The sequence below is a fragment of the Actinoallomurus rhizosphaericola genome (genome assembly GCF_024055675.1).
GTDB lineage: Bacteria > Actinomycetota > Actinomycetes > Streptosporangiales > Streptosporangiaceae > Actinoallomurus > Actinoallomurus soli.
Window position 1 is genome coordinate 185,434 of the sequence record NZ_JAMXMW010000008.1, and the last position, 24,549, is coordinate 209,982.

At 70.1% G+C, this 24,549-nt stretch carries 19 protein-coding genes; 8 read left to right on the forward strand and 11 right to left on the reverse strand.

The features are described 5' to 3' along the window. Window positions 1–279: 279 nt before the first annotated feature. Window positions 280–477, forward strand: a complete 198-nt coding sequence (locus NE234_RS19780) for a hypothetical protein (RefSeq protein ID WP_252781937.1) — start codon at window positions 280–282, stop codon at window positions 475–477. Between the two features lie 61 nt (window positions 478–538). On the opposite strand, the gene NE234_RS19785 is transcribed toward NE234_RS19780, so the two are convergent. Then, the gene (locus tag NE234_RS19785; protein WP_252781938.1) at window positions 539–1,171 is read right to left on the reverse strand and encodes a TetR/AcrR family transcriptional regulator; all 633 of its coding nucleotides are present in this window, start codon (window positions 1,169–1,171) and stop codon (window positions 539–541) included. Between the two features lie 88 nt (window positions 1,172–1,259). On the opposite strand from NE234_RS19785, the gene NE234_RS19790 reads away from it, so the two are divergent. Beyond that, window positions 1,260–2,081, forward strand: a complete 822-nt coding sequence (locus NE234_RS19790; protein WP_252781939.1) for an oxygenase MpaB family protein — start codon at window positions 1,260–1,262, stop codon at window positions 2,079–2,081. A gap of 64 nt (window positions 2,082–2,145) precedes the next feature. On the opposite strand, the gene NE234_RS19795 is transcribed toward NE234_RS19790, so the two are convergent. After that, window positions 2,146–2,544, reverse strand: a complete 399-nt coding sequence (locus NE234_RS19795; protein ID WP_252781940.1) for a winged helix-turn-helix transcriptional regulator — start codon at window positions 2,542–2,544, stop codon at window positions 2,146–2,148. A gap of 194 nt (window positions 2,545–2,738) precedes the next feature. On the opposite strand from NE234_RS19795, the gene NE234_RS19800 reads away from it, so the two are divergent. Continuing rightward, window positions 2,739–3,773 carry a zinc-binding alcohol dehydrogenase family protein gene (locus NE234_RS19800; protein ID WP_252781941.1) on the forward strand — a complete coding sequence of 345 codons (1,035 nt, stop codon included), beginning with the start codon at window positions 2,739–2,741 and terminating at the stop codon, window positions 3,771–3,773. Between the two features lie 114 nt (window positions 3,774–3,887). Here the strand turns inward: NE234_RS19800 and NE234_RS19805 are convergent, their stop codons facing one another. The 5 genes from NE234_RS19805 to NE234_RS19825 all read right to left on the reverse strand — a co-directional run bounded on the left by NE234_RS19805 (window position 3,888) and on the right by NE234_RS19825 (window position 8,392). Then, entirely contained in the window at window positions 3,888–4,964 is a 1,077-nt protein-coding gene (locus NE234_RS19805) for a glycosyltransferase (protein ID WP_252781942.1), read from the reverse strand. A gap of 50 nt (window positions 4,965–5,014) precedes the next feature. Next, window positions 5,015–5,632: a mycothiol-dependent nitroreductase Rv2466c family protein gene (locus NE234_RS19810; RefSeq protein ID WP_252781943.1), complete on the reverse strand. Its 618-nt coding sequence runs from the start codon at window positions 5,630–5,632 to the stop codon at window positions 5,015–5,017. Between the two features lie 49 nt (window positions 5,633–5,681). Further along, window positions 5,682–6,305: a dTDP-4-dehydrorhamnose 3,5-epimerase family protein gene (locus NE234_RS19815; protein ID WP_252781944.1), complete on the reverse strand. Its 624-nt coding sequence runs from the start codon at window positions 6,303–6,305 to the stop codon at window positions 5,682–5,684. Between the two features lie 16 nt (window positions 6,306–6,321). Next, window positions 6,322–7,110 (reverse strand): class I SAM-dependent methyltransferase, encoded by a 789-nt coding sequence (locus tag NE234_RS19820; RefSeq protein WP_252781945.1) that lies wholly within the window; start codon window positions 7,108–7,110, stop codon window positions 6,322–6,324. 61 nt (window positions 7,111–7,171) lie between these two features. Continuing rightward, the gene (locus NE234_RS19825) at window positions 7,172–8,392 is read right to left on the reverse strand and encodes a nucleotide disphospho-sugar-binding domain-containing protein (RefSeq protein WP_252781946.1); all 1,221 of its coding nucleotides are present in this window, start codon (window positions 8,390–8,392) and stop codon (window positions 7,172–7,174) included. 407 nt (window positions 8,393–8,799) lie between these two features. Here NE234_RS19825 and NE234_RS19830 point away from each other — a divergent pair, with 407 nt between their 5' ends. Together NE234_RS19830 and rfbH are read left to right on the forward strand one after the other, a co-directional pair. Further along, window positions 8,800–9,645: an NAD-dependent epimerase/dehydratase family protein gene (locus NE234_RS19830; protein ID WP_252781947.1), complete on the forward strand. Its 846-nt coding sequence runs from the start codon at window positions 8,800–8,802 to the stop codon at window positions 9,643–9,645. Window positions 9,646–9,758: 113 nt separating this feature from the next. Further along, window positions 9,759–11,102 (forward strand): lipopolysaccharide biosynthesis protein RfbH, encoded by a 1,344-nt coding sequence (rfbH, locus tag NE234_RS19835; protein WP_252781948.1) that lies wholly within the window; start codon window positions 9,759–9,761, stop codon window positions 11,100–11,102. Between the two features lie 17 nt (window positions 11,103–11,119). Here the strand turns inward: rfbH and NE234_RS19840 are convergent, their stop codons facing one another. Then, window positions 11,120–12,520, reverse strand: coding sequence for an MFS transporter (locus NE234_RS19840; protein WP_252781949.1), 1,401 nt, complete (start codon window positions 12,518–12,520; stop codon window positions 11,120–11,122). A 406-nt stretch (window positions 12,521–12,926) separates the two neighbouring features. Here NE234_RS19840 and NE234_RS19845 point away from each other — a divergent pair, with 406 nt between their 5' ends. Together NE234_RS19845 and NE234_RS19850 are read left to right on the forward strand one after the other, a co-directional pair. Next, entirely contained in the window at window positions 12,927–14,753 is a 1,827-nt protein-coding gene (locus tag NE234_RS19845; protein WP_252781950.1) for an RICIN domain-containing protein, read from the forward strand. A 14-nt stretch (window positions 14,754–14,767) separates the two neighbouring features. Continuing rightward, window positions 14,768–16,258, forward strand: a complete 1,491-nt coding sequence (locus tag NE234_RS19850; RefSeq protein ID WP_252781951.1) for an endo-1,4-beta-xylanase — start codon at window positions 14,768–14,770, stop codon at window positions 16,256–16,258. A gap of 110 nt (window positions 16,259–16,368) precedes the next feature. Here the strand turns inward: NE234_RS19850 and NE234_RS19855 are convergent, their stop codons facing one another. The 3 genes from NE234_RS19855 to NE234_RS19865 all read right to left on the reverse strand — a co-directional run bounded on the left by NE234_RS19855 (window position 16,369) and on the right by NE234_RS19865 (window position 22,476). Then, complete coding sequence (locus NE234_RS19855; protein ID WP_252781952.1) at window positions 16,369–18,789, reverse strand: ricin-type beta-trefoil lectin domain protein; 2,421 nt, start codon at window positions 18,787–18,789, stop codon at window positions 16,369–16,371. A 44-nt stretch (window positions 18,790–18,833) separates the two neighbouring features. Next, window positions 18,834–21,230: a ricin-type beta-trefoil lectin domain protein gene (locus NE234_RS19860; protein ID WP_252781953.1), complete on the reverse strand. Its 2,397-nt coding sequence runs from the start codon at window positions 21,228–21,230 to the stop codon at window positions 18,834–18,836. A 229-nt stretch (window positions 21,231–21,459) separates the two neighbouring features. Next, window positions 21,460–22,476 (reverse strand): LacI family DNA-binding transcriptional regulator, encoded by a 1,017-nt coding sequence (locus NE234_RS19865; RefSeq protein ID WP_252781954.1) that lies wholly within the window; start codon window positions 22,474–22,476, stop codon window positions 21,460–21,462. A gap of 482 nt (window positions 22,477–22,958) precedes the next feature. On the opposite strand from NE234_RS19865, the gene NE234_RS19870 reads away from it, so the two are divergent. Further along, window positions 22,959–24,488, forward strand: a complete 1,530-nt coding sequence (locus NE234_RS19870) for an arabinofuranosidase catalytic domain-containing protein (protein WP_252781955.1) — start codon at window positions 22,959–22,961, stop codon at window positions 24,486–24,488. Window positions 24,489–24,549: the final 61 nt, after the last annotated feature.

The following is a 24,549-nucleotide window of genomic DNA, read 5'->3' on the forward strand; positions in this document are numbered from 1 at the left end:
GCCGTTCCTGCGGTGAAAGAGGGCGGTGAACAGGTCATTCGCATGCTGCGCGCGGACCGGTCCATCGACACCACCGCGTACCGGTCGGCGGAAGCTCGGGTGAGGACGGGCCCGCGCCGGGCCGGGATCGTCCCGCGTCGTCCCGCGTCGCGGTGGCCCGCCTAATTCACCAAGATTCGGGTACAAGCCCGGCGTCAATGCCCCCAACCGTCGGCACGTGGTCAGCCCCCCGTCGTTCCCCGGTGCCGGTCGCCGGCCGACGCAGTCGTTGGAGTAACGATGAGAATCACCTCGGTCGTCGTCATCTTGTGGCTCATCATCGGTGCCATCGCCGCCGGGCAACGCCACTACTACAACCACGGTCCGAAGAACTGCTCCCAGGCGGGCACGCTCCTGGTCACGATCGTCGCCGGCCCCCTCAACTACATCGGAGTGAACCCGAAGATCTCCTGCAAGACGCCCGAGCCCAGCAAGTGACCGCGGGGAACCGCCTCGTCAGGCGACCTGAGGAGGCGGTACCGGCGGTGTCCCGTGAGGGTCAGCCGGACGTGCGGGGGGCCCGGGCGGCGAGGGCGGTAAAGATGCCGACGCACTCGGTGACGATCTCGTCCTCGCTCATCGGGAGGGCGCCGGCCAGCCAGGCGGTCAGCGTCTGCGCGAGGCCGCCGACGAGGAACTGTGCGATGAGTTCGAGCCGGGGACCGTCGGGGATGCCGTAGGACCGGCGGGCCTGTCCGCTGAGGAGCCGCGCGAAGAACCTGGAGGACTCGAGGCGCCGCCTCGCGAGCAGGGGATCCGTCAGGGTCACGGAGAACAGCACCCGTCCGTGCCGCGGATCGCCGGCCACCGCGCGGACGAGCTGCTGGATCCCGGCTCGGATCTTGGCCTCGGGCCGCGCCCCGGCGGCCTCGACCGCGGCCAGGGTGGTGGCGGCGACGGTCTGCACGACGTGCTCGTGGACGGCCGCCACCAGTTCGTCGCGGTCGGCGAAGCTCTCGTAGAAGTAGCGCGGGGTCAGCCCCGCCCGCCGGCACACCTGGCGCACGGTGAGCTGGTCCTCCTCGGCGCCGCCCAGGAGGTCGAGCGCCGCCTCGATCAGCTGCGCCCGGCGCTCCGCCCGGCGATCGGCGCCGGTCATCCCGCCGTAGACCCGCATCTCCGAACCGGCCATGCGGCCATCTTGACAGATCGCCCGAGTCGGAGTCTGATCTGGAAACAAGCGTTGTCAGATCGCGTAGCCGGATCGCCGAGGAGTGTCCATGGCCACCACCGAACCCGTTCCGTTCGAGGGCGAGGCGATCGTCGGGGCGGCGCTCCTGGCGGGCGGAGCCAACGTGATCATGCAGCTGGCCCGGCCCGGCGTCGGGTACGGCGTGATCGAGAGCCGCGTGGAGAGCGGGCAACTGCACCGCCACCCGATCAAACGCGCACGGACGACCTTCAGCTACCTCGCCGTCGCCCTCCTCGGCGACCCGGACGACAAGGCCGCCTACCGCAAGGCCGTGAACAAGGTCCACGCGCAGGTGCGCTCCGGCCCTTCCAGCCCGGTGTCGTACAACGCCTTCGACCCCGCCCTGCAGCTCTGGGTCGCCGCCTGTCTCTACCGGGGGCTCGAGGACACCTACGAGGCGTTCATCGGCCCGCTGACGCCCGTCGTACGGGACCGGCTCTACCACTCCTCGGCGACTCTGGGCACCACCCTGCAGGTGCGGCCCCGGGACTGGCCCGCCGACCGTGAGGCGTTCGAGAAGTACTGGCGCGAGGAGCTGCGGCACGTCTCGATCGACGATCCGGTACGCCGCTATCTGCTGGCGCTGGCCGACCTCCGGTTCCTGCCCCGGCCGGTCGGCGCGCTCCTGGGAGGGTTCAACCGGTTCGTCACGACGGGTTTCCTGCCACCGGAGTTCCGCGAGCCCATGGGCCTGCCATGGAACGCCCGGGACCAGCGCCGGTTCGACCGGCTCATCGCCGTCCTCCGGGTGCTGACCCGGCTCCAGCCCGTCGCGCTCCGCCGGTTCCCCTTCAACGTCCTGCTGTGGGACGTGCGCCGCCGCGTCCGCACCGGCCGCCCACTCGTGTGACCGGACGGCCGGACCGGTCCCGGCACGGTCACGGCCCGGATACGGACGGCCCGGCGGCCCCGGATCACGCGGGGCGCGCGGGCTGGATCTCGTCGATGTGTCCCTCCACCCAGTGGCGGAGCCCGGCCAGAGGCGCCGCGACGCTCCGGCCGAGCTGTGTGAGCGAGTACTCGACGTGCAGCGGGACCGCGGGGTAGATGGTCCGGTCGACGAACCCCATCTCCTCCAGCCGGCGCAGCGTGTTGGTCAGGACCTTCGGGCTGACACCCTCCAGGCGGCGCTGCAGCGCGCCGAACCGCTGCGGGCCCTCTTCCATCGCCCCGATGGCGAGCGCGGACCACTTGCTCGCCAGCAGGTCGAGCACGTCGCGGCAGGGGCACTGCGCCGCGTACACGTCGTGTCGGTCGTGCCGGCCCGTCGTACAGGTCGTGGTCATCGTGATCGTCCCCGTCTGTTCGGACATCGCTCAGTGCCCGTACTTCCCTAAGGGAAGTAGGAGCTCTTGCAGGTTACTACCCCCCGTTGGGTACGTTGTGGCCCTGCCTCCGGCCGACACCGGTCACGCGCGCGGCCGGACAGCCGGAGGCCGAGACCTCGTACAGATCAGCGCCCGGCCGGTGCCGCGCACCGGCCGCGTCAGGAGAGCCGGAAACACCGATGAGCGACACACAAGACACCACCATGCCCGCGGTCGCCTACCGCAAGAACCTGCCGATCGAGGACGACGCGAGCCTGCTCGACGTCGAACTCCCGGTGCCCCGGCCCGGCCCGCGCGACCTGCTGGTCCGCGTGGAGGCCGTCGCGGTCAACCCCGTGGACTACAAGGTCCGCCAGAACACCGACCCGGGCGGCGAGCCCAAGGTGCTCGGCTGGGACGCCGCGGGCACGGTCGTCGCGGTGGGCGACGAGGTGCAGCTGTTCGCCGTCGGCGACGAGGTCTACTACGCCGGCGCGATCGACCGGCCGGGCACGAACTCCCGCTTCCACGCGGTGGACGAGCGCATCGTCGCCCGCAAGCCGGCCACGCTGTCCTTCACCGAGGCGGCGGCGCTGCCGTTGACCTCGCTCACCGCGTGGGAGGGCCTGTTCGAGCGGCTGGGCCTGCGCGAGGGCGCCCTGGAGGGAACCGGGACGCTCCTGGTGACGGCGGCGGCCGGCGGCGTCGGCGCGATGGTCGCGCAGCTGGCGCGCGCCCTCACCAGCCTGACGGTCGTCGGCACGGCCTCGCGGCCGGAGACCGTGGAGTTCGCCCGCCGGATGGGTGTGACGCACGTGGTCGACCACCACCGCCCGCTGCCGCAGCAGGTGGTCGAGGTGGCACCCGGCGGGGTGGACCACATCTTCAGCACCGCCGGCACCGACCGGAACCTCGCCGCCTACGCCGACATGCTCAAGCCGTTCGGCCGGCTCCTCGCCATCGACGACTTCGGGCCCGTGGAGATCGGAGTGCTGAAGTCCAAGAGCATCTCCTTCCACTGGGAGCTCATGTTCACCCGCTCGCTGTACCAGACCCCCGACATCGCGGTGCAGCACCACATCCTCACCCAGGTCGCCCGGCTCGTGGACGCCGGCATCCTCCGCACCACCGCCACGCGCGACCTCGGCCCGGTCAACGCCGCGAACCTGCGCGAGGCCCACCGCATCCTGGAATCCGGCACGGCGATCGGCAAGATCACCCTCACCGGCTTCTGACCCGGCCGACGACGCGGCCCGGCCGTCGCGGGCGTCACGTCCCATGGGGGGCGGTGCGGCCGGGGCCTGCGTCCCTCTACGGTTCCCCTCCGGGGAGACCCGTACGGGAGGCGGTCAGGGCGCGGGAAGGACCTCCAGCTCGCGCAGCACCTCGGCCGGGGTCGGCAGCGAGGCGCTCTCCTCGGCGAGGAGCCGCGCCCGCTCGGCGTACCGCGGGTCCGACAGGATCTCCCGGCAGGCCGCGCCGATGAGCTCGCCAGGGTCGCGGCCCGCGTCCGGACGCTGCCCGTCCACCATGAGGGCGGCGCCGAAGCCGCACAGGGACTCGGCGACGTTCGCGCTCATGCGCTTGTCGGGAATGATCATCTGAGGCACGCCCGCGTTCATCATCGTCGCGACGGTCGTCGCGCCGCCGTGGTGGACGGCCAGGTCGCAGGTGGGGGCGACCACGTCCAGGGGGATCCAGCCGACGCGGACGTCGCCGAGCTCCACGCCGAGCCGTTCGGCCGCCTCGGGGAGCGCCGCGACCAGCACCTCGGCCCCCGCCCCGGTCAGCTTGTCCACCAGCCTCCGCAGGGGAGTGCCGAGGGTGTCGAGCACGAGGTTGCGGGTTCCCGCGGTGATCAGCACGCGGGGGCGGCCGCCGGGACGGGTGTACACCCAGGGCTCGAGACGACGCTGGCGCACCCGGGGGACCCAGCGCATCGACCGCGCGGCGGGCGAGCCCGGCGGCCGGAGGGACGGCGGGCAGAGGTTGATGAACATGCCGGGCTCCGGCAGCTCGCCCATCCCCAGGCGCTCCAGTTCCGGCTGAAGCATCTCCTCCGCCGTACGGTCGCGGTGCGCCATCGAGGCGACGTGCCAGACCTGACGCGCGTACGGGACCTTGATCCGGGCGGCGAAAACCCTGGGGACGTGGGACAGGCCGCCGACGACCAGATCGGGCGTCCAGACCTCCGCCAGCTCCAGGAGGGCGTCGAGCCGGTCGGTGGCGGTCATGCCGTCCTGGCCGTACCGCATGCGGTCGGGAGTGATGCAGACGGCGGGAAGGCCGACGGACTCGGCGGCCTCCATGAGCGGCTCGTCGGCGGCGAGGAGGACCTCATGCCCGGCGTTCCGCGCGGCCGAGGCGAGGGGGGTGACGGCGAAGACGATCGCCTGGCTGCCGCCGACGGTGAACAGGATCTTCATGGAGGTTCAGCTTCTTCCCGTGAGACGACGGTGGAGCGCCCGCGGCAGGCTCAGGTGGGGATCGGAGGGCGGGTACGGCTTCGCTTGAGCTCGAAGAAGCCGTCGATCCCGGCCACGGCCAGGACGCCGTCCCAGAGCCGCACCGCGGCTTCGCCGCGCGGGGTCGGCGACACCACCGGGCCGAAGAACGCCGCGTTCCCCACCGCGATGATGGGGGTGCCCACCTCGGTGCCGACCCGATCGATGCCGTCCTTGTGCGAGGCCCGTAGCGCGTCGTCGAACTCGTCGGACCACGCCGCTCCGGCCAGGGCGGAGTCGAGGCCCGCGGCGACCAGCGCCGCCTCGTAGGTGGACCGCTCTCTGGGCGCCTCTTCGTGATGGAACCGGATGCCGAATTCGGTGTACAGCCCTCCCAGCACCCGGGGGCCGTACTTCTGCTCGGCGGCGATGCAGATGCGCACCGCCTCCAGCCTCATCGCCTGCCCCTTCCGCTGCTGCTCGGGCAGGTCGGCGCGGCCCTCATTGAGCATGGTCAGGCTCATCACGTGCCAGCGCGGCTCCACGGGCCGCAGCTTCGCCACCTCGAGGATCCATCGAGAGGTGAGCCACGCCCAGGGGCAGGCCGGGTCGAACCAGAAGTCCACCGGGATACGGGCGTCTTGCGACAATGTCGGCCTCCTCGCCGAACTCCGAACTCATGGCGTGCTCAGCGCCCGCCTACGACGACTCCCCGACGACGTGCGCGTCCGGCAGGGAGAGCGGGCGTGTCGGGCACTGCTGGTAGGTGGGCAGGAGGCCGGCCTCCGCGGCCTGGGCGAGGGTGGGGGCGGCGGCGTCCTTGACCGAGCGGATCGGGGGTTCGGCCAGGTCCCAGGGCAGGGCCAGGTCCGGGTCGAGCGCGTCCAGCTCGATCATGGTGCCGGGTACGTACTCGGTGGAGCACAGGTAGCACATGCAGGTGTCGTCGGTGAGGGCCAGGAAGGCGTGGCCGAACCCGTCGGGCAGGTACACCGCCGTCCCGGTCTCGGGGCTCTGGTAGGTGACGTCGTAGTGGCCGAAGGTCGGTGAGCCCGCGCGGATGTCCACGACGATGTCCAGGGCGCGCCCCCGTACGCACGTGATGAACTTCTCCTGGCCCGGCGGAACGGTGGTGCCGTGGATGCCCCGCAGGGTGTTCCGCCTGGACACCGAGTAGTTGACCTGCCGGACCTCGAAGTGCCGGCCGGTGGCGGCCAGCAGGACGCCGGCGCGTACCGACTCGAAGAAGCGTCCCCGCGTGTCCGTGATGGGTTCGGGTTCGATCCGGTACGCGCCCGGGACCGTCATCGCCGTGATCAGCACCGTCTGCTCCGTCGCATCAGTCGTTCCATCGCAGGTAGATGACCGGGGGCTCACGGCCGGGGATCTGGTGCAGGGTGGCCTGCCCCAGGTCCAGCACCTCCCGCAGCGCCGTGGTCTCTCCCGGCCATTTCGGGTGGGCCAGCTCGTCGAAGGCGACGATGGCGCCTTTGGCCAGGTACGGGGCGATGGCCTGCAGCACGTCGCGGGTCGGCTCGTACAGGTCCAGATCGAAATAGGCCATCGCGATGACGGTCTGCGGGTTGTCCTCCAGATACCGGGGAACCGTCTCCCGCACGTCGCCCTCGACGATGAAGCTGCGCTGGACGTGCCCGAGGGGTTCGCCGAGCTCGTGGGCGCGCAGCACCTGGCGCAGATGCTCCGGGAAGTCCGCCGCCGTGCCGAACCGGCCGGCGACCGCGCTCGGGCTGACCTGGTCCACCTCGTGGACGTCGGGGAACCCGGTGAAGGTGTCGAAACCGATGATCCGGCGCAGGGAGTTCTGCGGCTCGTAGAACCCGCGCAGCGCCGTGAGCGCCGCCAGGTGACGGCCGTGCAGCACCCCGAACTCCATGATCACCCCGGGCACCGGGAGCGCCTGCCGGTACAACGCGTCCATGCTCAGCAGGTCACTCATCTGACACCGGCGCAGGTACACGGCCAGGTGGTCGATCAGGTACTCCACCGGGATCGGGGTCTTGGCCAACAACTCCGTCAGCCGCTCGCGCGATTCACGCTCGGTCGCCGACTCATGCGGCACGATCCGCGGATCGGTGTACCGGGAATCGGGGTACCGGGAACTCGTCATTGAACTCTGCTCCAGCTTCCATGAGGTCGTCGTGGATCCCCGTGGCCGGCCAGGCCTCCGGCTACCGGGAGATCAGCGCTTCCAGCATCGGGACGACCTCGGCCGGCGTCGGCTGGGCCGCGATCTCCTTGGCGAGGAGGTGCGCCCGTTCGGTGTAACCGGGCTCCGCGAGCATGTCCCGGCAGGCCGCGGCGATCACCTCACCCGGTTCCCTGCCGGCCGCCTCCCCTTCCGCCTGCGGCCACAGCGACCTGCCCGCGCCGAAGTCGCTGAGGGACTGCGCGACGGCGTCCCGGTGATAGTCCGGCTTGCCCTCGGGGATGATCAGTTGGGGTACGCCGCCGGCCAGCAGCGTCAGAACGGTGGTCGCGCCGCCGTGATTGACGGCCAGGTCGCAGGTGGGGGCGACCGCGTCCATCGGGATCCAGCCGACGCGCACGTCGCCCATGTCCTGGCCGAACCGTTCGGCGACGGAGATGCGGTCCGGGATCTGGTGCGCGGTCAGCTCCCGGTTCCCCGGGGAGGCGGCGATCAGCACGTCGACCCCCATCCCGGTCAGCTCGCCCACCAGCTGCGGCATGCCCCATCCCTGGTCATGGAACATGAGGCTGCGGCTTCCCGAGGTGATCAGAACGCGGCGGCGTCCCTCGGGGCGGTTGTACACCCATCGCTCGAGACGGCGCTGCGGGTTGCTCGGGATCCAGCGCAGTGGCTGCGCGGGACCGGGTGCGTCCGAGGGCCGGAGCGACGGCGGAGTGGCGTCGAGGATCAGATCGGGCTGCGGCAGCCCGTCCAGCCCGAGACGCTCCAGGTCGGCCCGGAGCTCCGCCGCGGCTCCCACGTCGGTGCGGGCCACCGGGATCTGGTTCTCGATGTGGCGCACGTACGGGAGCTTGAGGCGGGCGGTGAGCAGCATCGCCCCGAAGCACAACGCGCTGCCGACGACCACGTCCGGAGCCCAGTCATCGGCCAGCTCCAGCAGCGGCTCCAGCCCGGCCCGGCCCATCCGGGCGAATCCCCGGCCCTGCCCGAGCATCTGCTCGTCCGGCGGCGTCGGGGGAAGCCGCAGGGCGTCATCGCGGGTGTCGGGCAATCCCATGAACTTCCGGATCGGCTCGGTGGCGTAACAGAAGGTGGGCAGGCCGATGGACTCCGCGGTCTTCACCCACGGCTCGTGGGCGGCCAGCATGACCTGATGCCCCGCGTTCCGTGCGGCCGTCGCCAGCGGGGCGACTGAGAAATAGGTCGGCTGGGATCCCGTGACGACGAACAGAATTCTCATGGCACACCGGACGCCTTCCAGGGGACGGGCACGTGGAATGAAAAAATCGTCTCTCAAGCGCGGTGAAGACCACTGCCGGCAGGCTTCCGGAGATTTCTACCGTGAGCCCGATCGAGGTCGCGAGCGTTCAACCCGGATCGGTCGGCAATGGCGCCATATCGATGGTCGTGTTCAACTGCGTCATGTCCACACTCGGACGAGCACGGTGAAGGCGCGGGCCGCTGGGGCACGGGGCGGAACTCGACCGGCGGTTCCCCGGCCCTTCGACCTCTACTCGACCGCCGCGCGATTTCCGGCGCACACGATGAATGCCCGGTTCAGCGTCGGAGTCGGATCGAGTCCTGCATGCATCCTCAGAGCGAAGAGATGACCGTACCCGGTCGTCCGTCATCGGCGAGTCGGCGGACATGCGGGTTCTGCTGACCGGCGGCACCGGCCGGGTCGGCAGCCGGGTCGCGCCCCTGCTGCTGAACCGCGGTGACCAAGTGCGCGTCCTCGTACGCGACGAGGCACGAGGCGGTCCGCTCGCGGCCCGTGGCGCCGAGGTGATGAGCGGTGACCTGCGCGATCCCGCCGCGCTGCGCGGAGCGGTCGACGGCGTGGACGCCGTGGTGCATCTCGCCGCGGCGACCGGGCGCGAGGCCGGCCCGGAGCAGATGGCGTCGGTGAACCGGGACGCCGCCGTGGCGCTCGCCCGTGCCGCGCTGCGCGCGGGAGCGGCTCGTTTCGTCTTCGCCAGCACGTACTTCGTCTACGGCCCGGGTCGCGGGCGTCCCGCGGCCGAGGACGACGACCTGAAACCGCAGGGGGACTACCCGAACAGCAAGGCGGCGGCCGAGGACGCGCTGCGCGAGCTGCATCGGCGAGACGGACTGGAACTGCGGATCATGCGGTTCGCTCTCGTGTACGGCTACGGGGACCCGCACCTGACGACCTCCATGGCGCGGATCCGGACGTGGCCGGCGCACCGGCGCCTGCACCTGGTGCACCACGCCGACGCCGGGCAGGCCGTGCTCAGGGCTCTGCACACGGAGGGCGTGGACGGTCGCGCGTTCAACGTCGCCGACGACGCGCCCATCACGGCCGCCGAACTGCACCGGCTGTACGGGCGGCCTCTCGACGCGGAGGCGGCGGACCGGCCGCTGGACGACCCGTGGGCGGGCATCGTGGACACCACTCGAATACGCGCGGAACTCGGCTTCCGGCCGGTGTTCCCCACCCTCTACACCGCCTGGGACGCAGGCGCGTGCTGATCGGCACCGAAATGGCTCGATCATCGCGGAATTTCGGATTTTCGAGGGAGACTCGATGGTGCCTGGAGAGCGCCCTGTGAAACTCCCGAGATGAGCGCTCATGGAGGCATGCGGTGACCGAGGCTAAGTCGATGTTGTTGGACCAGGTCCGTGCTTATCACGCCGAGGCGTCGTCGGCGGCGGAATTCATTCCCGGGGTGACACGACTGCCCCCCGCCGGAGCGGTACTGGACGAGGACGACCGTGTCGCGCTCGTGGAGGCGGCGCTGGATCTGCGCATCGCCGCGGGCGCCCGGGCGCTGAGATTCGAGCGCGAGTTCGCGCGCACGCTCGGCCGGCGCAAGGCCCACCTGGCGAACTCCGGGTCATCGGCCAACCTTCTCGCCGTCTCCGCGCTGACCTCACCCGTACTCGGAGATCGCAGGCTGCGGCCGGGCGACGAAGTGATCACGGCCGCCGCGGGCTTCCCGACGACGGTCAACCCGATCGTCCAGAACGGGCTGATCCCGGTCTTCGTGGACGTGGACCTGCGCACCTACAACACGACGCCCAACCGGATCGAGGCGGCGATCGGCCCTCGTACGCGGGCGATCGCGATCGCCCATTCCCTCGGCAACCCGTTCGCGGTCGACGAGATCGCCGAGCTGGCCGCCGCCCACGGGCTGTTCCTGATCGAGGACAACTGCGACGCCGTCGGCTCGCGCTACAACGGACGGCTCACCGGCACCCGCGGCGACCTCGCGACCGTCAGTTTCTACCCGGCGCACCACATCACCATGGGGGAGGGCGGCTGCGTCCTCACCGACGACCTCACGCTGGCGCGGATCGTCGAGTCGCTGCGCGACTGGGGGCGTGACTGCTGGTGCGAGCCGGGCGAGGACGACAGGTGCCACAAGCGGTTCGGCTACCAGCTCGCCGACCTCCCGTACGGGTACGACCACAAGTACTCGTTCTCGCACGTCGGATACAACCTGAAGGCGACGGACCTGCAGGCGGGGCTCGGCATCAGCCAGCTCCGGAAGCTGCCCGCCTTCGGGGAGGCACGGCGGCGCAACTGGCGGCGGCTGCGCGACGGCCTGGACGGCGTGCCCGGCCTGCTGCTGCCGCAGGCGACGCCGGGCGGCGATCCGAGCTGGTTCGGTTTCGCGATCACCGTCGCGGCGGACGCCGCGTTCGGGCGTCGTGAGCTGGTCGAGTTCCTGGAGTCGCGCCGGATCGGCACACGCCTGCTCTTCGCCGGGAACCTGACCCGCCACCCCGCCTACCAGGGACGCGATTACCGGGTCGTCGGAGAGCTCACCAACAGCGACATCATCACCGAACGCACGTTCTGGATCGGGGTCCATCCCGGGCTGTCCGACGAAATGATCGACTTCATGGCCGCCTCGATACGGGAGTTCACGGGCCGGTGGGATGACCTCCCGGCCCGCTCCGCGCCGCAGACCGTCCCGCGCTGAGCCTCCGGCGCTCTTCCTCACCGTGCGCGGGGGAGGGCCTGGACCAGGGCCACGACCAGCGCGTCCAGAACGATCAGCAGGACCAGCCCGGCGGCGAAGGCGTGCGGGAAAGTGCCGAGCGCGCCGTAGAAGACGACCCCGATGAGGGCCACGCCGACCGCGCCGCCGGCCTGCTGGGCGGTGCTGAGCACGCCGGACGCGGCGGCCGCGTGCCCGGGCGCGACTCCGTTCAGCACCAGCGCGGGCAGCGGCGCCATGACCAGGCCCATCCCGGCGCCCGCGACCACCAGGCCGGGGATGATCCAGCCCACGGCGCCGTGCCCGCCGAGTTCGGAGGCGGTCAGCGCGAGCACGGTGTACCCGACCGCCATGCCCAGCGCGCCGACCGCGACGACCTGACGTCCGAGCCTCGCGGCGACCGCGGTGGCGCGCGCGGAGGACAGGAAGTAGCCGAGCCCCAGCGGGAGGAAGATCAGCCCGGACTGCAGCGCGGACAGTCCGCGACCCTGCTGCAGGTAGAGGGCCAGGACCAGGAAGAACGAGCCCATCGTCATCGAGTGCAGCAGGCTCACCGCCGCGCCCGCGGTGAACGAGCGGTGCCGGAACAGCGCCGGGGCCACCAGGGGGGCGGCGGCCCGCCGCTGGTACAGCGCGAACGCCGTCAACAGGACGGCCGCGGCTCCCAGGCACGCCCACGTCCACGCCGGCCAGCCCTGCACACGGCCCTGTACGAGGGGGAAGACGATCGCGACCAGGCCGAGGGAGACCAGTACCGTGCCGACCGGGTCCAGTCGCGCGCCGGCCGCGGCGCGGGACTCGGGCACCAGCCGCGGGACCAGCGCGAGCGCGACCACGCCCACCGGCACGTTGATCAGGAAGATGGTGCGCCAGCCGAGCCCGGCGATGTCCGCCCTGATCAGGACGCCGCCGATGAGCTGCCCGAACACGCCGCCGAAGCCCATCGCGACGCCATAGGCGTTGAACGCCTTGGCCCGGTGCTCGCCGGTGTAGACGGTGTTGATGATCGCCAGGACCTGGGGCATCAGCAGAGCCGCGCCGAGACCCTGCGCGACCCGCGCGCCGATGAGGAACCCGGCGGTCGGGGCCTGCCCGCAGGCCGCCGAGGCCAGCGTGAACACGGTCAATCCGATGGCGAACATCCGCCGCCGGCCGTACAGGTCACCGAGCCGGCCCGCGGTGATCAGCCCGGCCGCCAGCGCGACGCCGAAGCCCGCGACGAGGAACTGGACCTGCGACGGGGTGGCGTTCAGGTCCTGCTGAGTGGCGGGGATCGCCACGTTGACGATGAAGAAGTCGAGGGTGGTGATGAAGATCCCGGTGAGGAGGACCAGCAGAGTCCCCCAGCCGGGGGCGGCCACCCGTACGGGGGCGGCCGCGGGCGCCTTGATGGCGGTCATTCGTCGTCTCCTGCTCTGTCGGCGGCTACGAGGTCGAGACTGCCGCCGAGCCCGCATCGTGGCGATTACGCGAGAGGTCATGGAACGACCGCGCGGCCGCGGCGTGAAACTTTCACGGAGCCGTACGATCCGTCGCCGGCGTTCTGAGGCACGCGGACACCGCCGATCAGCGGCCGTCCCGACGATCGGATCAACCCGGTCCGGTGTGGGCGTTCCCGGCGTTGACCCTCCCTCACCTCGGTCCTAACATCCCAGCGAATCGATTCGACACCCTCGACGGCGCCGGTCCTGCTGTCGTCGCGCGCTGTCCGCCACTGCCGCCTCGTCGACCGCACCGTACGAGAAGGGCGGCCGCCATCCCCCCGATCAGGCCAGATTCGGGTCGCCCCAGACCGGAGGAAGTCAGATGAGTACGAAAGCGAGATTCGGCCGCCTGGTTACGGCGGCCGCCGGTGCGGTGCTGGCGCTGGCGACGGTCCTGTCGCCGCCCGCGCGGGCCGCCACCGAGTCGATGACCGTGAACCTGTCCGCCGCGACCGGGCCGTCGACCGGCGTCGGCCAGGGCTTCCTGTACGGCATCAACCAGGACGGCACACAGCCGCCGGACCAGTACCTGCAGCCGCTCCAACCCAACGCCTACCGTGCCGGCGGGCACGTGACGCGAGGCTGGATCGGCGACGGCTACAAGTACGGCTCGGGTACGCAGACGGACGTCGGCACGGTGATCGCGCAGGCCAAGCGCCTCGCCCCGTACAACCCGGAGTTCCAGGTACTCGTCACCGACCTGTACGGCCTCGACGGAGGGCAGCCGTCCAACACGGTCTACCCGTGCGACAACGGGGACTGCTCCAACTGGGTGAGCTTCATCGACGCGACGGTCGGCGCGCTGCAGGCGTCCGGGCTGAAGTTCGCCTACGACATCGACAACGAGCCGGACATCTCCGTCTTCTGGACCCGGGGCGTGAACAGTGCCCAGTACTTCCAGATGTGGGACACCGCCTACCGGGAGATCCGGCGCATCGCCCCGGACGCGAAGATCGTGGGGCCGTCGTTCGCGTTCACCCCACTGGCGAACCGGGGGGAGTGGCAGACGTGGCTGGCGCATGTGAAGACCGCGGGGACGGTGCCCGACGAGATCACCAACCATGACGAGGGCGACGTCGACGACCCGGTGGCCGTGTCGCAGGCCCTCAACAGTGCCCTGGACTCCGCCGGCATCGCACGCCGCCCGCTGTCGGCGAACGAGTATCAGCCGGCGGACCGGCAGACCGCCGGAGTGACGGCCTGGTACCTCGCCCGCTTCGCCCAGTCCGGCTACACCAACGCGATGCGGGGCAACTGGGTCTGCTGCCTGATCCCCAATCTGACCGGGATCGTCGCCGTGAACGGCAGCAGCTTCGCCGCCACCGGAAACTGGTGGACGTTCCGTACCTACGCCGACCTCACCGGCAGCCTGGTCTCCACCTCCGGGCAGGTCGGCAGCACGGCGATCTCCGCCGCCGAGGACAGCGCGCGCAAGCGGGCCGTCGCCATCCTCGGGGACTCGAGCGGATACACCGGCAGCGCCTCCGTGACCTTCAACGGACTGTCATCGGTGCCCTGGCTGACGAACAACGGCAGCGTCCACGTCACCGTGTACCGCATCCCGGACCAGTCCCCGCTGACCGCGCGGCAGGTGGTCCTCGACCAGGACCTGAGCACCGGCGGTGGCTCTGTCACGGTGCCCGTCACGTTCCAGGCCTCCCACGACGCGTTCGGCATCTACCTGACGCCGGCGTCCGGCGGCGGGAGCGGGGGGAGCTTCCCGACCGGTTATCACCCGTTGGTGGTCGGTAACAACGGCTTGTGCCTGGACGTGTACGGCAACAGTTCCGCGTCGGGTGCGGCGATCGATCAGTGGTCCTGCAACGGCCAGAGCAATCAGTTGTTCCAGTTCGTGCCGGGGTTGAACGGTTATGGGGAGTTGCAGGCGCAGAGCTCTGGTCAGGTGGTCGGGGTTTCGGGTGGTTCGACGGCGCAGGGGACTCCGGACATCGTGCAGCAGGCGCGTAGTGGTGCGGCGAGCACGATGTGGAAGCCGGTTGCGCAGTCCGATGGTTCCTGGTCGTTCCAGAACAGCGGCAGCGGGCTGTGCCTGGACGTCTATGGCGCCGGCAGCAATCAGGGTCAGCAGCTGGACCAGTGGCCGTGCAAGAACGCCGCGGGCTCTAACCAGGATTTCACCCCACGATGAAAGGGAGGCCGGATGTGACCAGGAGTGAAAGCACGTTCAGAGCAGGGGGTGCCCGGCTCCGCGGCCGGGCCGCCACCGTGGCGGCCGTCGCGGTGGCGGCGCTCGCCGTGGCGCTGGGCGTCGTCGTGCCGGCGCGGGCGGCGACGGCGCTGAAGGGCCTGGCCGAGGCGAACGGACGCTACTTCGGTACCGCGTTGACGGCCGGGGATCTGGGCATCAGCGGCGAGATGAGCGTCGCGACGGCGCAGTTCGACATGGTGACCCCGGGCAACGAGATGAAGTGGGACACCACGGAGCCGTCGAACGGCTCCTACAACTTCGGGCCCGGGGACCAGATCCTCAACTTCGCCCAGTCGCACGGCATGCGGGTGCGCGGGCACAACCTGGTCTGGCATGCGCAGCTGCCCGGTTGGGTGTCCAGCCTGCCCTCCAGCCAGGTCAAGTCGGCGATGGACGCGCACATCACCACCGAGGCCACGCACTACAAGGGCAAGGTGTACGCCTGGGACGTGGTCAACGAACCGTTCAACGAGGATGGCAGCCTCCGCGCGGACGTGTTCTCCAACGCAATGGGCGGCAGCGGCTACATCGCCGAGGCGCTGCGCACCGCGCACGCCGCCGACCCGAACGCCAAGCTCTACCTGAACGACTACAACATCGAGGGCGAGAACGCCAAGAGCAACGGCATGTACAACCTGGCGCAGTCGCTGCTGTCCCAGGGGGTGCCCCTCAACGGCATCGGGCTCGAAAGCCACTTCATCGTCGGGCAGGTCCCCTCCTCGATGCTCGCCAACATGCAGCGGTTCGCCGCTCTCGGTCTGGACGTGGCGGTCACCGAACTCGACGACCGCATCCAGCTGCCCGCGTCCAGCGCTTCACTGGCGCAGCAGGCGACCGACTACGGCACCGTGGTCAAGGACTGCCTGGCCGTCTCCCACTGCGTCGGTGTCTCCCAGTGGGGGGTCGACGACGGGCACTCGTGGATCCCCGGCACCTTCCCCGGCTACGGCGCGGCCACCATGTACGACTCCAACTACCAGCCCAAACCCGCCTACAACTCGACCGTCGCCGCCCTCGGCGGCTCCTCGACCGGCGGCGGAGGAGGTACCGGCAGCGGCGAGCTGCACGCGGTGGGCGCGGGCAAGTGCCTCGACGTTCCCAACTCCAGCGCGACGGCGGGCACTCAGCTTCAGATCTGGAGCTGCAGCGGCGGCAGCAACCAGATCTGGACGCGTACCGCCTCGAACGAGCTGACCGTCTCCACCGGCGGCACGACCATGTGCCTGGACGCTTACAACAAGCAGACCTCGGCGGGCACGAAGGTCGAGACCTGGCCGTGCAACGGCGGCACCAACCAGCAGTGGCAGGTCAACGCGAACGGCACCATCACCGGCGTGCAGTCCGGCCTGTGCCTGGACGTGACCGGAGCGTCGAGCGCCGACGGCGCCCTGGTCGAGCTGTGGAACTGCAACGGCGGCGCCAACCAGCAATGGACCCTCGGATGACGAGCTGAACGCGGGGCACCGGGCGGCGGCAGACCGCCGAGTGGGCCGGGCCCGGGGGCGACCCCGGACCCGGCCCACTGTGCTGCGGTCACCGGGTGAACATCACGGGTTCAGCTCCGGCTCCACTTCTGGCCGCTTCCGCCGTTGCAGGTCCCGAGGACCATCAGGGTGCCGTTGGCGGTTCCGGAGCCGTTCGGGCTCAGGCACAGGCCGGACTGCACACCGGTGATCGTGCCGTCGGTGTTCAGGTTCCACTGCTGGTTCGCGCCGCCGTTGCAGTCCCAGATGATCGCGCGGGTGCCCGGGGACGTGGCGGCGCCCTCGGCGTCCAGGCACTTGGAGCCGTACACCTGGAGTTGCCCGGACGACGTCGACGTCCACTGCTGGTTGGTCCCGCCGTTGCAGTCCCACAGCTCGACCTGGGTGCCGTTGGTCTGCGAGACGTTCGGTACGTCCAGGCAACGGCCGGACGCCGCATTGGCCAGCGCGGAGGTCGACCCGCCGGTACCGCCGCCCGAGCCCGGGGTGACCTTGAGGTTGTCGAACTGGGCGGTCTCGCCCTGGCTCGTGCCCAGGCCGATCTGGCCGGTTCCGTAGGTGGAGTCGCTCACCGAGCCGACCGCGGTGCCGTCGACGGTGGCGGTGATGGTGCCGCCGGAGAACCCGAGGGCGAGGGTGTGCCACCGGTTCGTACCGAGCCCGGAGGTCGTGCCACTGCGCAGCGTCGTCCACTGCGCGCTGGTGTTGGAGCGCAGGATCGACCAGGCGCCGGTGTCGCTGACGCGGAGGTAGTAGGCGTTCAACCCGTTCGGATCGCCGGTGCTCTGCGCGCCCGCGCGGCCGATGACCTCGGCGTACCCGGACTTCTCCAGCAGCACGTCGGAGGAGACGGTGTAGTTGTTCCAGTTGGTGTTGCCCAGCAGCGCGTACGGGTCGGAGATGGGCTTCCACCCGATCGCGGCCTGCGTGCTCGCCTGGCGGACGCACATGCCGGAACGGCCGCCGCCGCAGGCGCTCGTCTCGAACGCGCCCTGCATGTCCATGAGGTACTTCGCCTCGTGGCCGGCGGCGTAGGAGTCGAAGTCGTCACCGAACGGCAGGTTCAGCGCGCCCTGGGACGGGCCGGCGGCGGTGCCCTTCCCCTGGCCCGTCGTGGTCGTGACGGTGTAGAGGTAGCCGGGCTGGACGGTCAGGGAGAAGTTCCCGCCGGACGGGGTGATGTCGGTGGTGTGCACGAAGTAGTCGGCCGGGTTGCCGGAGTTGAGGTTGGTCGCCCACACGTGCACCTGGCCGGTGGACAGCCCGCCGGTGACGCTGAGGTTGAGCGTCTGGGCGGCGGTGGCGTCCATCGTCTCGATGATCGTGCTGTAGTCGGTGTTGTTCGTCGACTTCAGCGACACGTAGCTGCCGTTGTTCCGGTTGCCGCCGATGTAGCCGCTGGAGGAGTCGAGGTACTTCCACCCGGGGGCGGTGAACTGGGTGGTGTGCGCCAGCGCCCACGTGTCCTTGCCGACCGCGTACCAGCCCGACCACGGCTGGTTCGCCAGGATCAGGCCCACGGTCGGCCAGGGGATGTTCGGCGTGACCGAGGCGATCAGGTCCCAGTTCAGGTAGGCGGTCATCTTGCCGTCGATGTAGGACCGGTTGACACCCCGGGCCAGCGGCGCGGCGCCCCCGTTGTAGTCCTGCGAGCCGTTCTCGCTCGACCACAGCGTCTTGCCGGAGTTGATGAAGTTCGACGGCACCGAACACGAGGTCTGCGCGCTCAGGTACCCGCACGGATAGTGTCCGCTCAGCACGTCGACGTCGTTCCGGAAGGTGGCGTTGCTCGCGACCTGGTCGGCTCCGACCCAGGCTCCCGGGTACTGGTCGCCGACGATGAGCTTGACGCCCGAGTAGCCGGCCGAGTTCAGCGCGTTGCGCAGGTTGATCGTCCAGTTGACGTCCCAGAGCTTCTCGTTCTGGGCGGCCGTGAGGTAGTCGATCGACAGGTTGTGCTGCTTGGCGCAGCCCAGCCACGACACCAGGTAGTTGATCATGTCGGTGGACAGGAACGTGCCGTTGCCGATCCATCCCGGCGCCCCCCAGGCCAGGCCGACCAGCTTGATGTTGGGATTGCGCGCCTTGGCCTGCTCCATGATCCACCACTCGTAGCCGCGGTCGCAGTTCAGGTCGCCGCGGAAGTGGGAGTGGCTGGGTTCGGCGCCGCTGGTCGAGTTGGTGTCACCGCCGATCTCGGCCTTGAGGATCTGCAGGGAGGCGCCGTAGCCGGGCTTGAACAGGTAGTCGAGGATCTGGCTGCGCTGCGGCTCGGGATAGTCGATCAGCAGGCGGCTGTTGCCGCCTCCGCCGCTGACCGCGCCGACGCCGTCGAACGTCCGGCCGCCCGACGTGCCGTTGATCGTGATCGAGGTGGCCGCCCGGGCCGGCGTCGTCGCGGCGTTCACGATGCCGCTCGCCGCCAGGACGAGGCCGACGATCACGATCACCGAGAACCTTAGCCGCCGGAGCAACCGGCTGGTTCCTGACATGAGGGTTCGCCCCTTTCAGGGAGATGGGTGGGGGATTCTGCCGGTCAGCTGCGCGTCCATTTCTGGTTGCTGCCGCCGTTGCAGGTCCAGATCTCCACGGCCGTGCCGTTGGCGGTGCCGTTGCCGGTGACGTCGAGGCACAGCCCCGACTCGGTGCCGACCACGGTGCCGTCGGAGTTCAGGCGCCACTGCTGGTTGGTCCCGCCGTTGCAGGTCCAGATCTCCACGCGGGTGCCGGCGGCCGTGGCGTGATTCGGCACGTCCAGGCACTTGGCGCCGCCGTACACGGTCAGCTGACCGCCCGAGGTCAGGGTCCACTGCTGGCCGGCGCCGCCGTTGCAGTCCCAGATCTGCAGGTACGTGCCGTCGGTCTGGGCGCCGTTCGGCACGTCCAGGCAGCGGTTGGAGGCCGCCCCGCGCAGCACCCCCGTGGAGCCGGAGGTCCCGCCGCCGGACTGGGTGCCCGCGTTCGCGATCACGGTTTGCGCACCGGAGGGCCAGCTGCCGTTGCTCACCTGGACGTTCCCGCTGACCGTGTTGCCGCGGTCGCCGTTCACGATGTTGGTGCCGCCGTTGCTGTACCAGTTGTTGGTCAGGGTGAGCGTGCCGGTGTTGTTGTTGGCGTTGGCGTTCATCGTGGCCCAGGTGCCGCCGATGCCGGAGAACACATTGTTCGTAGCGGTGAAGTAGCGCGAGCCCTCGTCGAAGTACAGGCCGAAGTAGCCGTTGGTCCGCAGGCAGTAGTTGCCGCTGATTCGCCCGTTCGGGTTCGCCGACAGCGTGTAGATGCATCCGCCGTCGTTCATCTGCTGCATGACGTCGTGCACGTAGTTGTCGGTGATCTGGTAGTTCGACGCGGTCGTGGCCGTGCTGTAGCGCGGCTGGTAGTTGTACAGGCCGCGGTTCGCGTAGTCGTTGCTGCCCCCGGCGTCGTTCGCGCCCCAGCCGTACCCGACCGTGATGCCGGAGTAGGGCATGTTGTAGACCTCGTTGTGGGAGATCGTGGCGTTGGTGACATAGGTCGGCAGGAACGAGCTGATGCCGCGGTAGTCCAGGCCGATGTCGTGCACCGTGTTGTAGCTGATCGTGATGTCGCGGTTCGTCATCCGCGAGTCGCTGGGGTGGTGCGCGTCGGCCTGCACGCCGCCGGCCACGATGGCGCCGGCCGCGTCACCGGTGAACGTCGACTTGGTGACGGTGATGGAGGCGGCGCCCAGGCCGACGCCGCTGGCATGGGCGTTCGCGTCGTTGCCGATGCCCACCGCGGTCTGGCCGAGGTTGACGAACTGGTCGCCGGTGAACGTGATGTTGTTGGCGGCCGAGACCTGGACGGCGGCGGGCATCTGGCTCCAGTGCGGCCGGACGGCCTCGAACTGGGTGCAGCCGGAGTTGCAGGACCCGAACGACGGCCAGGACTGGTTACCGGAGATGTACGCGCCCGTCTGCTGGTCCGCGTACCCCTGGTTGCTGCTGGGGCCGAGCCAGCTCGTCCCGGTGAAGGAGATGCCGGAGAAGGAGATGTTGTGGGCCGGGGCGTCGTAGGTGCCGCCGACGTCCACCAGGGACTGGACCACGGGCAGTTCGACGTCGGCGCTGCTCATGCTCTGCCCGGACCGGGGGATGTAGTAGAGCGTGCCGGTGCCGGTGTCGAGGTACCACTCGCCGGGGGAGTCGAGGAACTCGTAGGCGTTCTCCAGGTACATCGGCCCCGCGCGGAACGGGCTGGCGAAGGTGTCGTAGCCGAAGGAGTTGTTGTTCCAGGCGGGCTGCTGCATCGTGAGGAAGTTCCCGCTGATGCTCTGCACCGGTGCGTACCGGTCGGTGAAGGAGTTGACGACCTCCACCTCGACGCGGTTCTGGTTCGCCAGGTTGTTCAGGTAGCCGAGGGCGCTGTTGCCGAACCGCAGGCCGCTGCCGGTGGCGGTGAAGTCGGAGCGGTTCACCTGGGTGCGGGCCCGTGTGGCCTCGACCCCGTCGACGTAGAGCTGCCGGGTGTCGATCCCGGTGCCGACGGAGGCCTTCCAGATGTTCTTGGACGAGTCGGCGACGCTCCATCCGGTGACCGCCTTGGCCCCGGTGATCACCGGGTGCGCCCCGGGGGCCGCCTGCCAGATGACGTTGTGACCGTTCGTGCCGGAGTCGGCGGAGGTGAACCTCAGCGGAGCGGTCTGCCGGTAGACGCCGTCGGCCAGCTGGACGATGACGTCACCGGACATCGATCCGGTCAGCGAACGTACCGCCGCCTGCGCGCCCGCCAGGGAACACGGCTGCGCGGCGGTACAGGCGCTTCCGCCGCCCGACGGCGAGGCGTAGATCGTCGAGGTGGCCGCCGATGCGGGGGCCGCCGGAGAGATCAAAGCGAACGCCGCGGTCAGTCCGACGGCGGCGGCTCTGGCCACGGCCGCAGGGCGGCGGCGGCCGGACGGGAGTGAGGAAGACATGACGGGATGCCTCTCGCAACGGGGACGGCATCGCCGGCGGCCGTCGGACGTCGGCCTGGCGAATCGATTCGCTTACCGCCCGGTTCGAGCGGATGGTACGACCGGTGATCAAGCCGGTCAACGCCTTTCACAGCGCCTTTCGAACCGGTTCGTTCGCGACGCGGCCGCCCGTGCCGCGACGGCCGGCCTCCCCGTACGCCGCGGGATCGGGGCGGGGAGCACCGGGCGCTCAGCGTGGGGCGGGCGCCGGTCCGGTGCTGTTCCGGAGTGAGATCGGCGGAACGAACAGGTGCTGCCTGGGCGGCGCGTCCGGCTCGGCGATGCGTTCGACGAGGAAGTCGACGGCGGTCGCACCCATGTCCGTCGCGGGCACGTCGGCGGCGGTGAGCTGAGGATGGAACTGCTCGGCCCAGTACCGCGCGGCGACGCCGGCGACGGAGAACCGGGCCGGGATGTCCTGCCCGGCGTTCTCGAGCGCCCGCTGGACGCCGGGCAGGGCCGCCTCGTTGATCGTCGTGATCGCGGTGACCTCGGGACGGGTGCGCAGGATCTCCTGAACGCATGCCTCGCCGGCCGGCGCGTCGTCGGCGCAGCAGAACTCCGCCCCTTCGACGCCGCGGCGCGCGACGGCACCGGCGAAGCCCTCGCGGGCCCGGTGCGCGGGGCCGTAGCCGGATGCGACGAGCTCGGCCGAGCGGTTGATCAGCGCGATGTGACGGTGCCCGAGGTCGGCCAGATGGTTCACGCACCGGTCGATGAGCGTCGTGTAGTCGACATCGATCCAGGACGTGCCCTCCGGCCGGGCGGTGCGGCCGATGGTCACGAACGGCAGCCGTACATCCTGCAGCCGTCGGACGCGGGGATCGTCCAGGCGGATCTCCATGAGGATCACGCCGTCCACCCGGCGCCCGCCGACGATCCGCTCGAACGAACGGTCGTGGTCGTCGCCGGAGGGGGAGAGCAGTAGGTCGAGGTCGGCGCGGTCGGCGGCCTCCATGACGCCGGCGACGAAGTCCAGCTGCATCAACGTCAGCCGCCGCCGTGTCGGCGGAACGACCAGCCCGAGTGTGCGGGTACGCCCCTCCTTCAGCGCCCGCGCGGCGGCGTTCGGCTGATAGCCCAACTCGTCGATGACCGCCTGGATGCGCTGCCGGGTCGCCTCGGACACGGCACGCTTGCCGCTGAGCGCGTACGACACGGTGCTGCGCGACACTCCGGAGCGGCGGGCGATCTCCCCGATGTTCATCGAGCTCCTTCGCGCGCCGACACGGCCGGCGCGGGTCGTGCCAACCGGCCGGATGGTTCGACGGGGTGCGGATGACCGGTCGAATCGTTCCGCTTACATTCGACGAATTGTAGGCATCCCGCTTGTCGGCGAGCAACGTCGGCGGCGGCGCACCGCAGTCGACCGTGCGTCTCGGCGGGCCGTGCGCCGCGGTCGGCCGTGCGTCACGCCGGTCGGCTCTCGCCCGCTCAAGCGCCACCGGAGCGATCCCGTGTGCGGGCCGGCCCGGTGAAAACCCGTGAAAGGCCGACGGGCGCCGGGCACCCTGGACGGCCTCCCGACCAGGGCGAACGCGGCCCGCGCGCTGCGGTCGCCGGCGACCTGCGGTCGGGCGTTGACCTCCCCGAAACCCGGTCATAACATCCCAGCCGCCGATCGAATCGGTTCGACCACCACCGGCGGCGGACGGGATCGTCGCAGCCGCAGGATGACGGAGGTTCGTCATGTTTCCAGCTCCCAAGGGCCGACCCCGGGTGTGGCGGCTCCTCGCCGCCTGCCTGCTGGCCGTGGCGGCGGCCGTGCTCGCCCTCGGCACTCAGGCCGCCGTGAACACGGCCTCCGCGGCGTCGCTTCCGTGCGACATCTACGCGGCCGGGGGGACGCCCTGTATCGCCGCGCACAGCACGACCCGCGCGCTGTTCGCCTCCTACAGCGGGCCGCTGTACCAGGTGCAGCGCAAGTCCGACCAGAAGTACCTCGACATCGGCCTGTTGTCCGCGGGCGGGTCCGTGGACGCGGCCCCTCAGGTGTCCTTCTGCGCGGGCACGTCCTGCACGATCACGAAGATCTACGACCAGACCGCCAACCACAACGACCTGCCGATCTCCTCGGGCGGCTACTGGAAGGGCCCCGGCCCCAACGGCGCGGACATCGGGGCGGACGCCATGGCGCTCCCGATCACGGTGGCCGGCCACCCGGCGTACGGGATCAAGTCCACGCCCGGGACCGGCTACCGCATCGACCACGCCAAGGGCGCGCCCACCGGTTCGCAGCCGGAGGGCATCTACATGGTGACCTCGTCGAACTACGTGAACCAGTGGTGCTGCTTCGACTACGGCAGCGGCGAGAACTCCCACACCGACACCGGCAACGCCACCATGAACGCGATCTACTGGGGGACCGCGTGCTGGTTCGGCGGATGCACCGGGAGCGGCCCGTGGGTGGAGGCCGACCTGGAGAACGGCATGTACCACACCGGAACCGGCTCCAACCATGACCCGAACAACAGCGGGGTGCACTTCCCCTTCGTCAGCGCATGGGAGAAGAACAACGGCACGAGTAACTTCACGCTGAAATACGGCAACGCGACCAGTGGTGGTCTGACAACCCCGTACTCGGGCCCACTGCCCAACGGGTACTCGCCGATGCGCACCGACAGCTCGATCCTGCTGGGCACCGGCGGTGACAACAGCGTCAGCGGTCAAGGTGAGTTCTTCGAGGGCGCCGTGACGTCCGGTTATCCGTCCGACGCGACGGAGAACGCGGTGCAGGCGAGTATCACGGCCGCCGGGTACGGGGCGGGCGGCAGCAGCGGTGGTTCGTATCCGAGCGGTTATCACCCGTTGGTGGTCGGTAACAACGGGTTGTGCCTGGACGTGTACGGCAACAGCACCGCGTCGGGTGCGGCGATCGATCAGTGGTCCTGCAATGGGCAGAGCAACCAGCTGTTCCAGTTCGTGCCGGGGTCGAACGGTTATGGGGAGTTGCAGGCGCAGAGTTCTGGTCAGGTGGTCGGGGTTTCGGGTGGTTCGACGGCGCAGGGGACTCCGGACATCGTGCAGCAGGCGCGTAGTGGTGCGGCGAGCACGATGTGGAAGCCGGTTGCGCAGTCCGATGGTTCGTGGTCGTTCCAGAACAGCGGCAGTGGCCTGTGCCTGGACGTCTATGGCGCCGGCAGTAATCAGGGTCAGCAGCTGGACCAGTGGCCGTGCAAGAACGCCGCGGGCTCCAACCAGGACTTCACCCCACGCTGAGGACCCGGCCTGACCGGAACCTCTGATCGCCGGCGGCGGGCATCGGCCTCTGTCTGGATGT

Coding starts and splice junctions, on each gene's coding strand:
- NE234_RS19795 (WP_252781940.1), bottom strand. CDS start 2,544: ATGTCCGAACAGACGGGGACGATCACGATGACCACGACCTGTACGACG.
- NE234_RS19820 (WP_252781945.1), bottom strand. CDS start 7,110: ATGACGAGTTCCCGGTACCCCGATTCCCGGTACACCGATCCGCGGATC.
- NE234_RS19825 (WP_252781946.1), bottom strand. CDS start 8,392: ATGAGAATTCTGTTCGTCGTCACGGGATCCCAGCCGACCTATTTCTCA.
- NE234_RS19790 (WP_252781939.1), top strand. CDS start 1,260: ATGGCCACCACCGAACCCGTTCCGTTCGAGGGCGAGGCGATCGTCGGG.
- NE234_RS19855 (WP_252781952.1), bottom strand. CDS start 18,789: ATGTCAGGAACCAGCCGGTTGCTCCGGCGGCTAAGGTTCTCGGTGATC.
- NE234_RS19805 (WP_252781942.1), bottom strand. CDS start 4,964: ATGAAGATCCTGTTCACCGTCGGCGGCAGCCAGGCGATCGTCTTCGCC.
- NE234_RS19845 (WP_252781950.1), top strand. CDS start 12,927: ATGAGTACGAAAGCGAGATTCGGCCGCCTGGTTACGGCGGCCGCCGGT.
- NE234_RS19785 (WP_252781938.1), bottom strand. CDS start 1,171: ATGGCCGGTTCGGAGATGCGGGTCTACGGCGGGATGACCGGCGCCGAT.
- NE234_RS19840 (WP_252781949.1), bottom strand. CDS start 12,520: ATGACCGCCATCAAGGCGCCCGCGGCCGCCCCCGTACGGGTGGCCGCC.
- NE234_RS19865 (WP_252781954.1), bottom strand. CDS start 22,476: ATGAACATCGGGGAGATCGCCCGCCGCTCCGGAGTGTCGCGCAGCACC.
- NE234_RS19860 (WP_252781953.1), bottom strand. CDS start 21,230: ATGTCTTCCTCACTCCCGTCCGGCCGCCGCCGCCCTGCGGCCGTGGCC.
- NE234_RS19870 (WP_252781955.1), top strand. CDS start 22,959: ATGTTTCCAGCTCCCAAGGGCCGACCCCGGGTGTGGCGGCTCCTCGCC.
- NE234_RS19830 (WP_252781947.1), top strand. CDS start 8,800: ATGCGGGTTCTGCTGACCGGCGGCACCGGCCGGGTCGGCAGCCGGGTC.
- NE234_RS19800 (WP_252781941.1), top strand. CDS start 2,739: ATGAGCGACACACAAGACACCACCATGCCCGCGGTCGCCTACCGCAAG.
- NE234_RS19780 (WP_252781937.1), top strand. CDS start 280: ATGAGAATCACCTCGGTCGTCGTCATCTTGTGGCTCATCATCGGTGCC.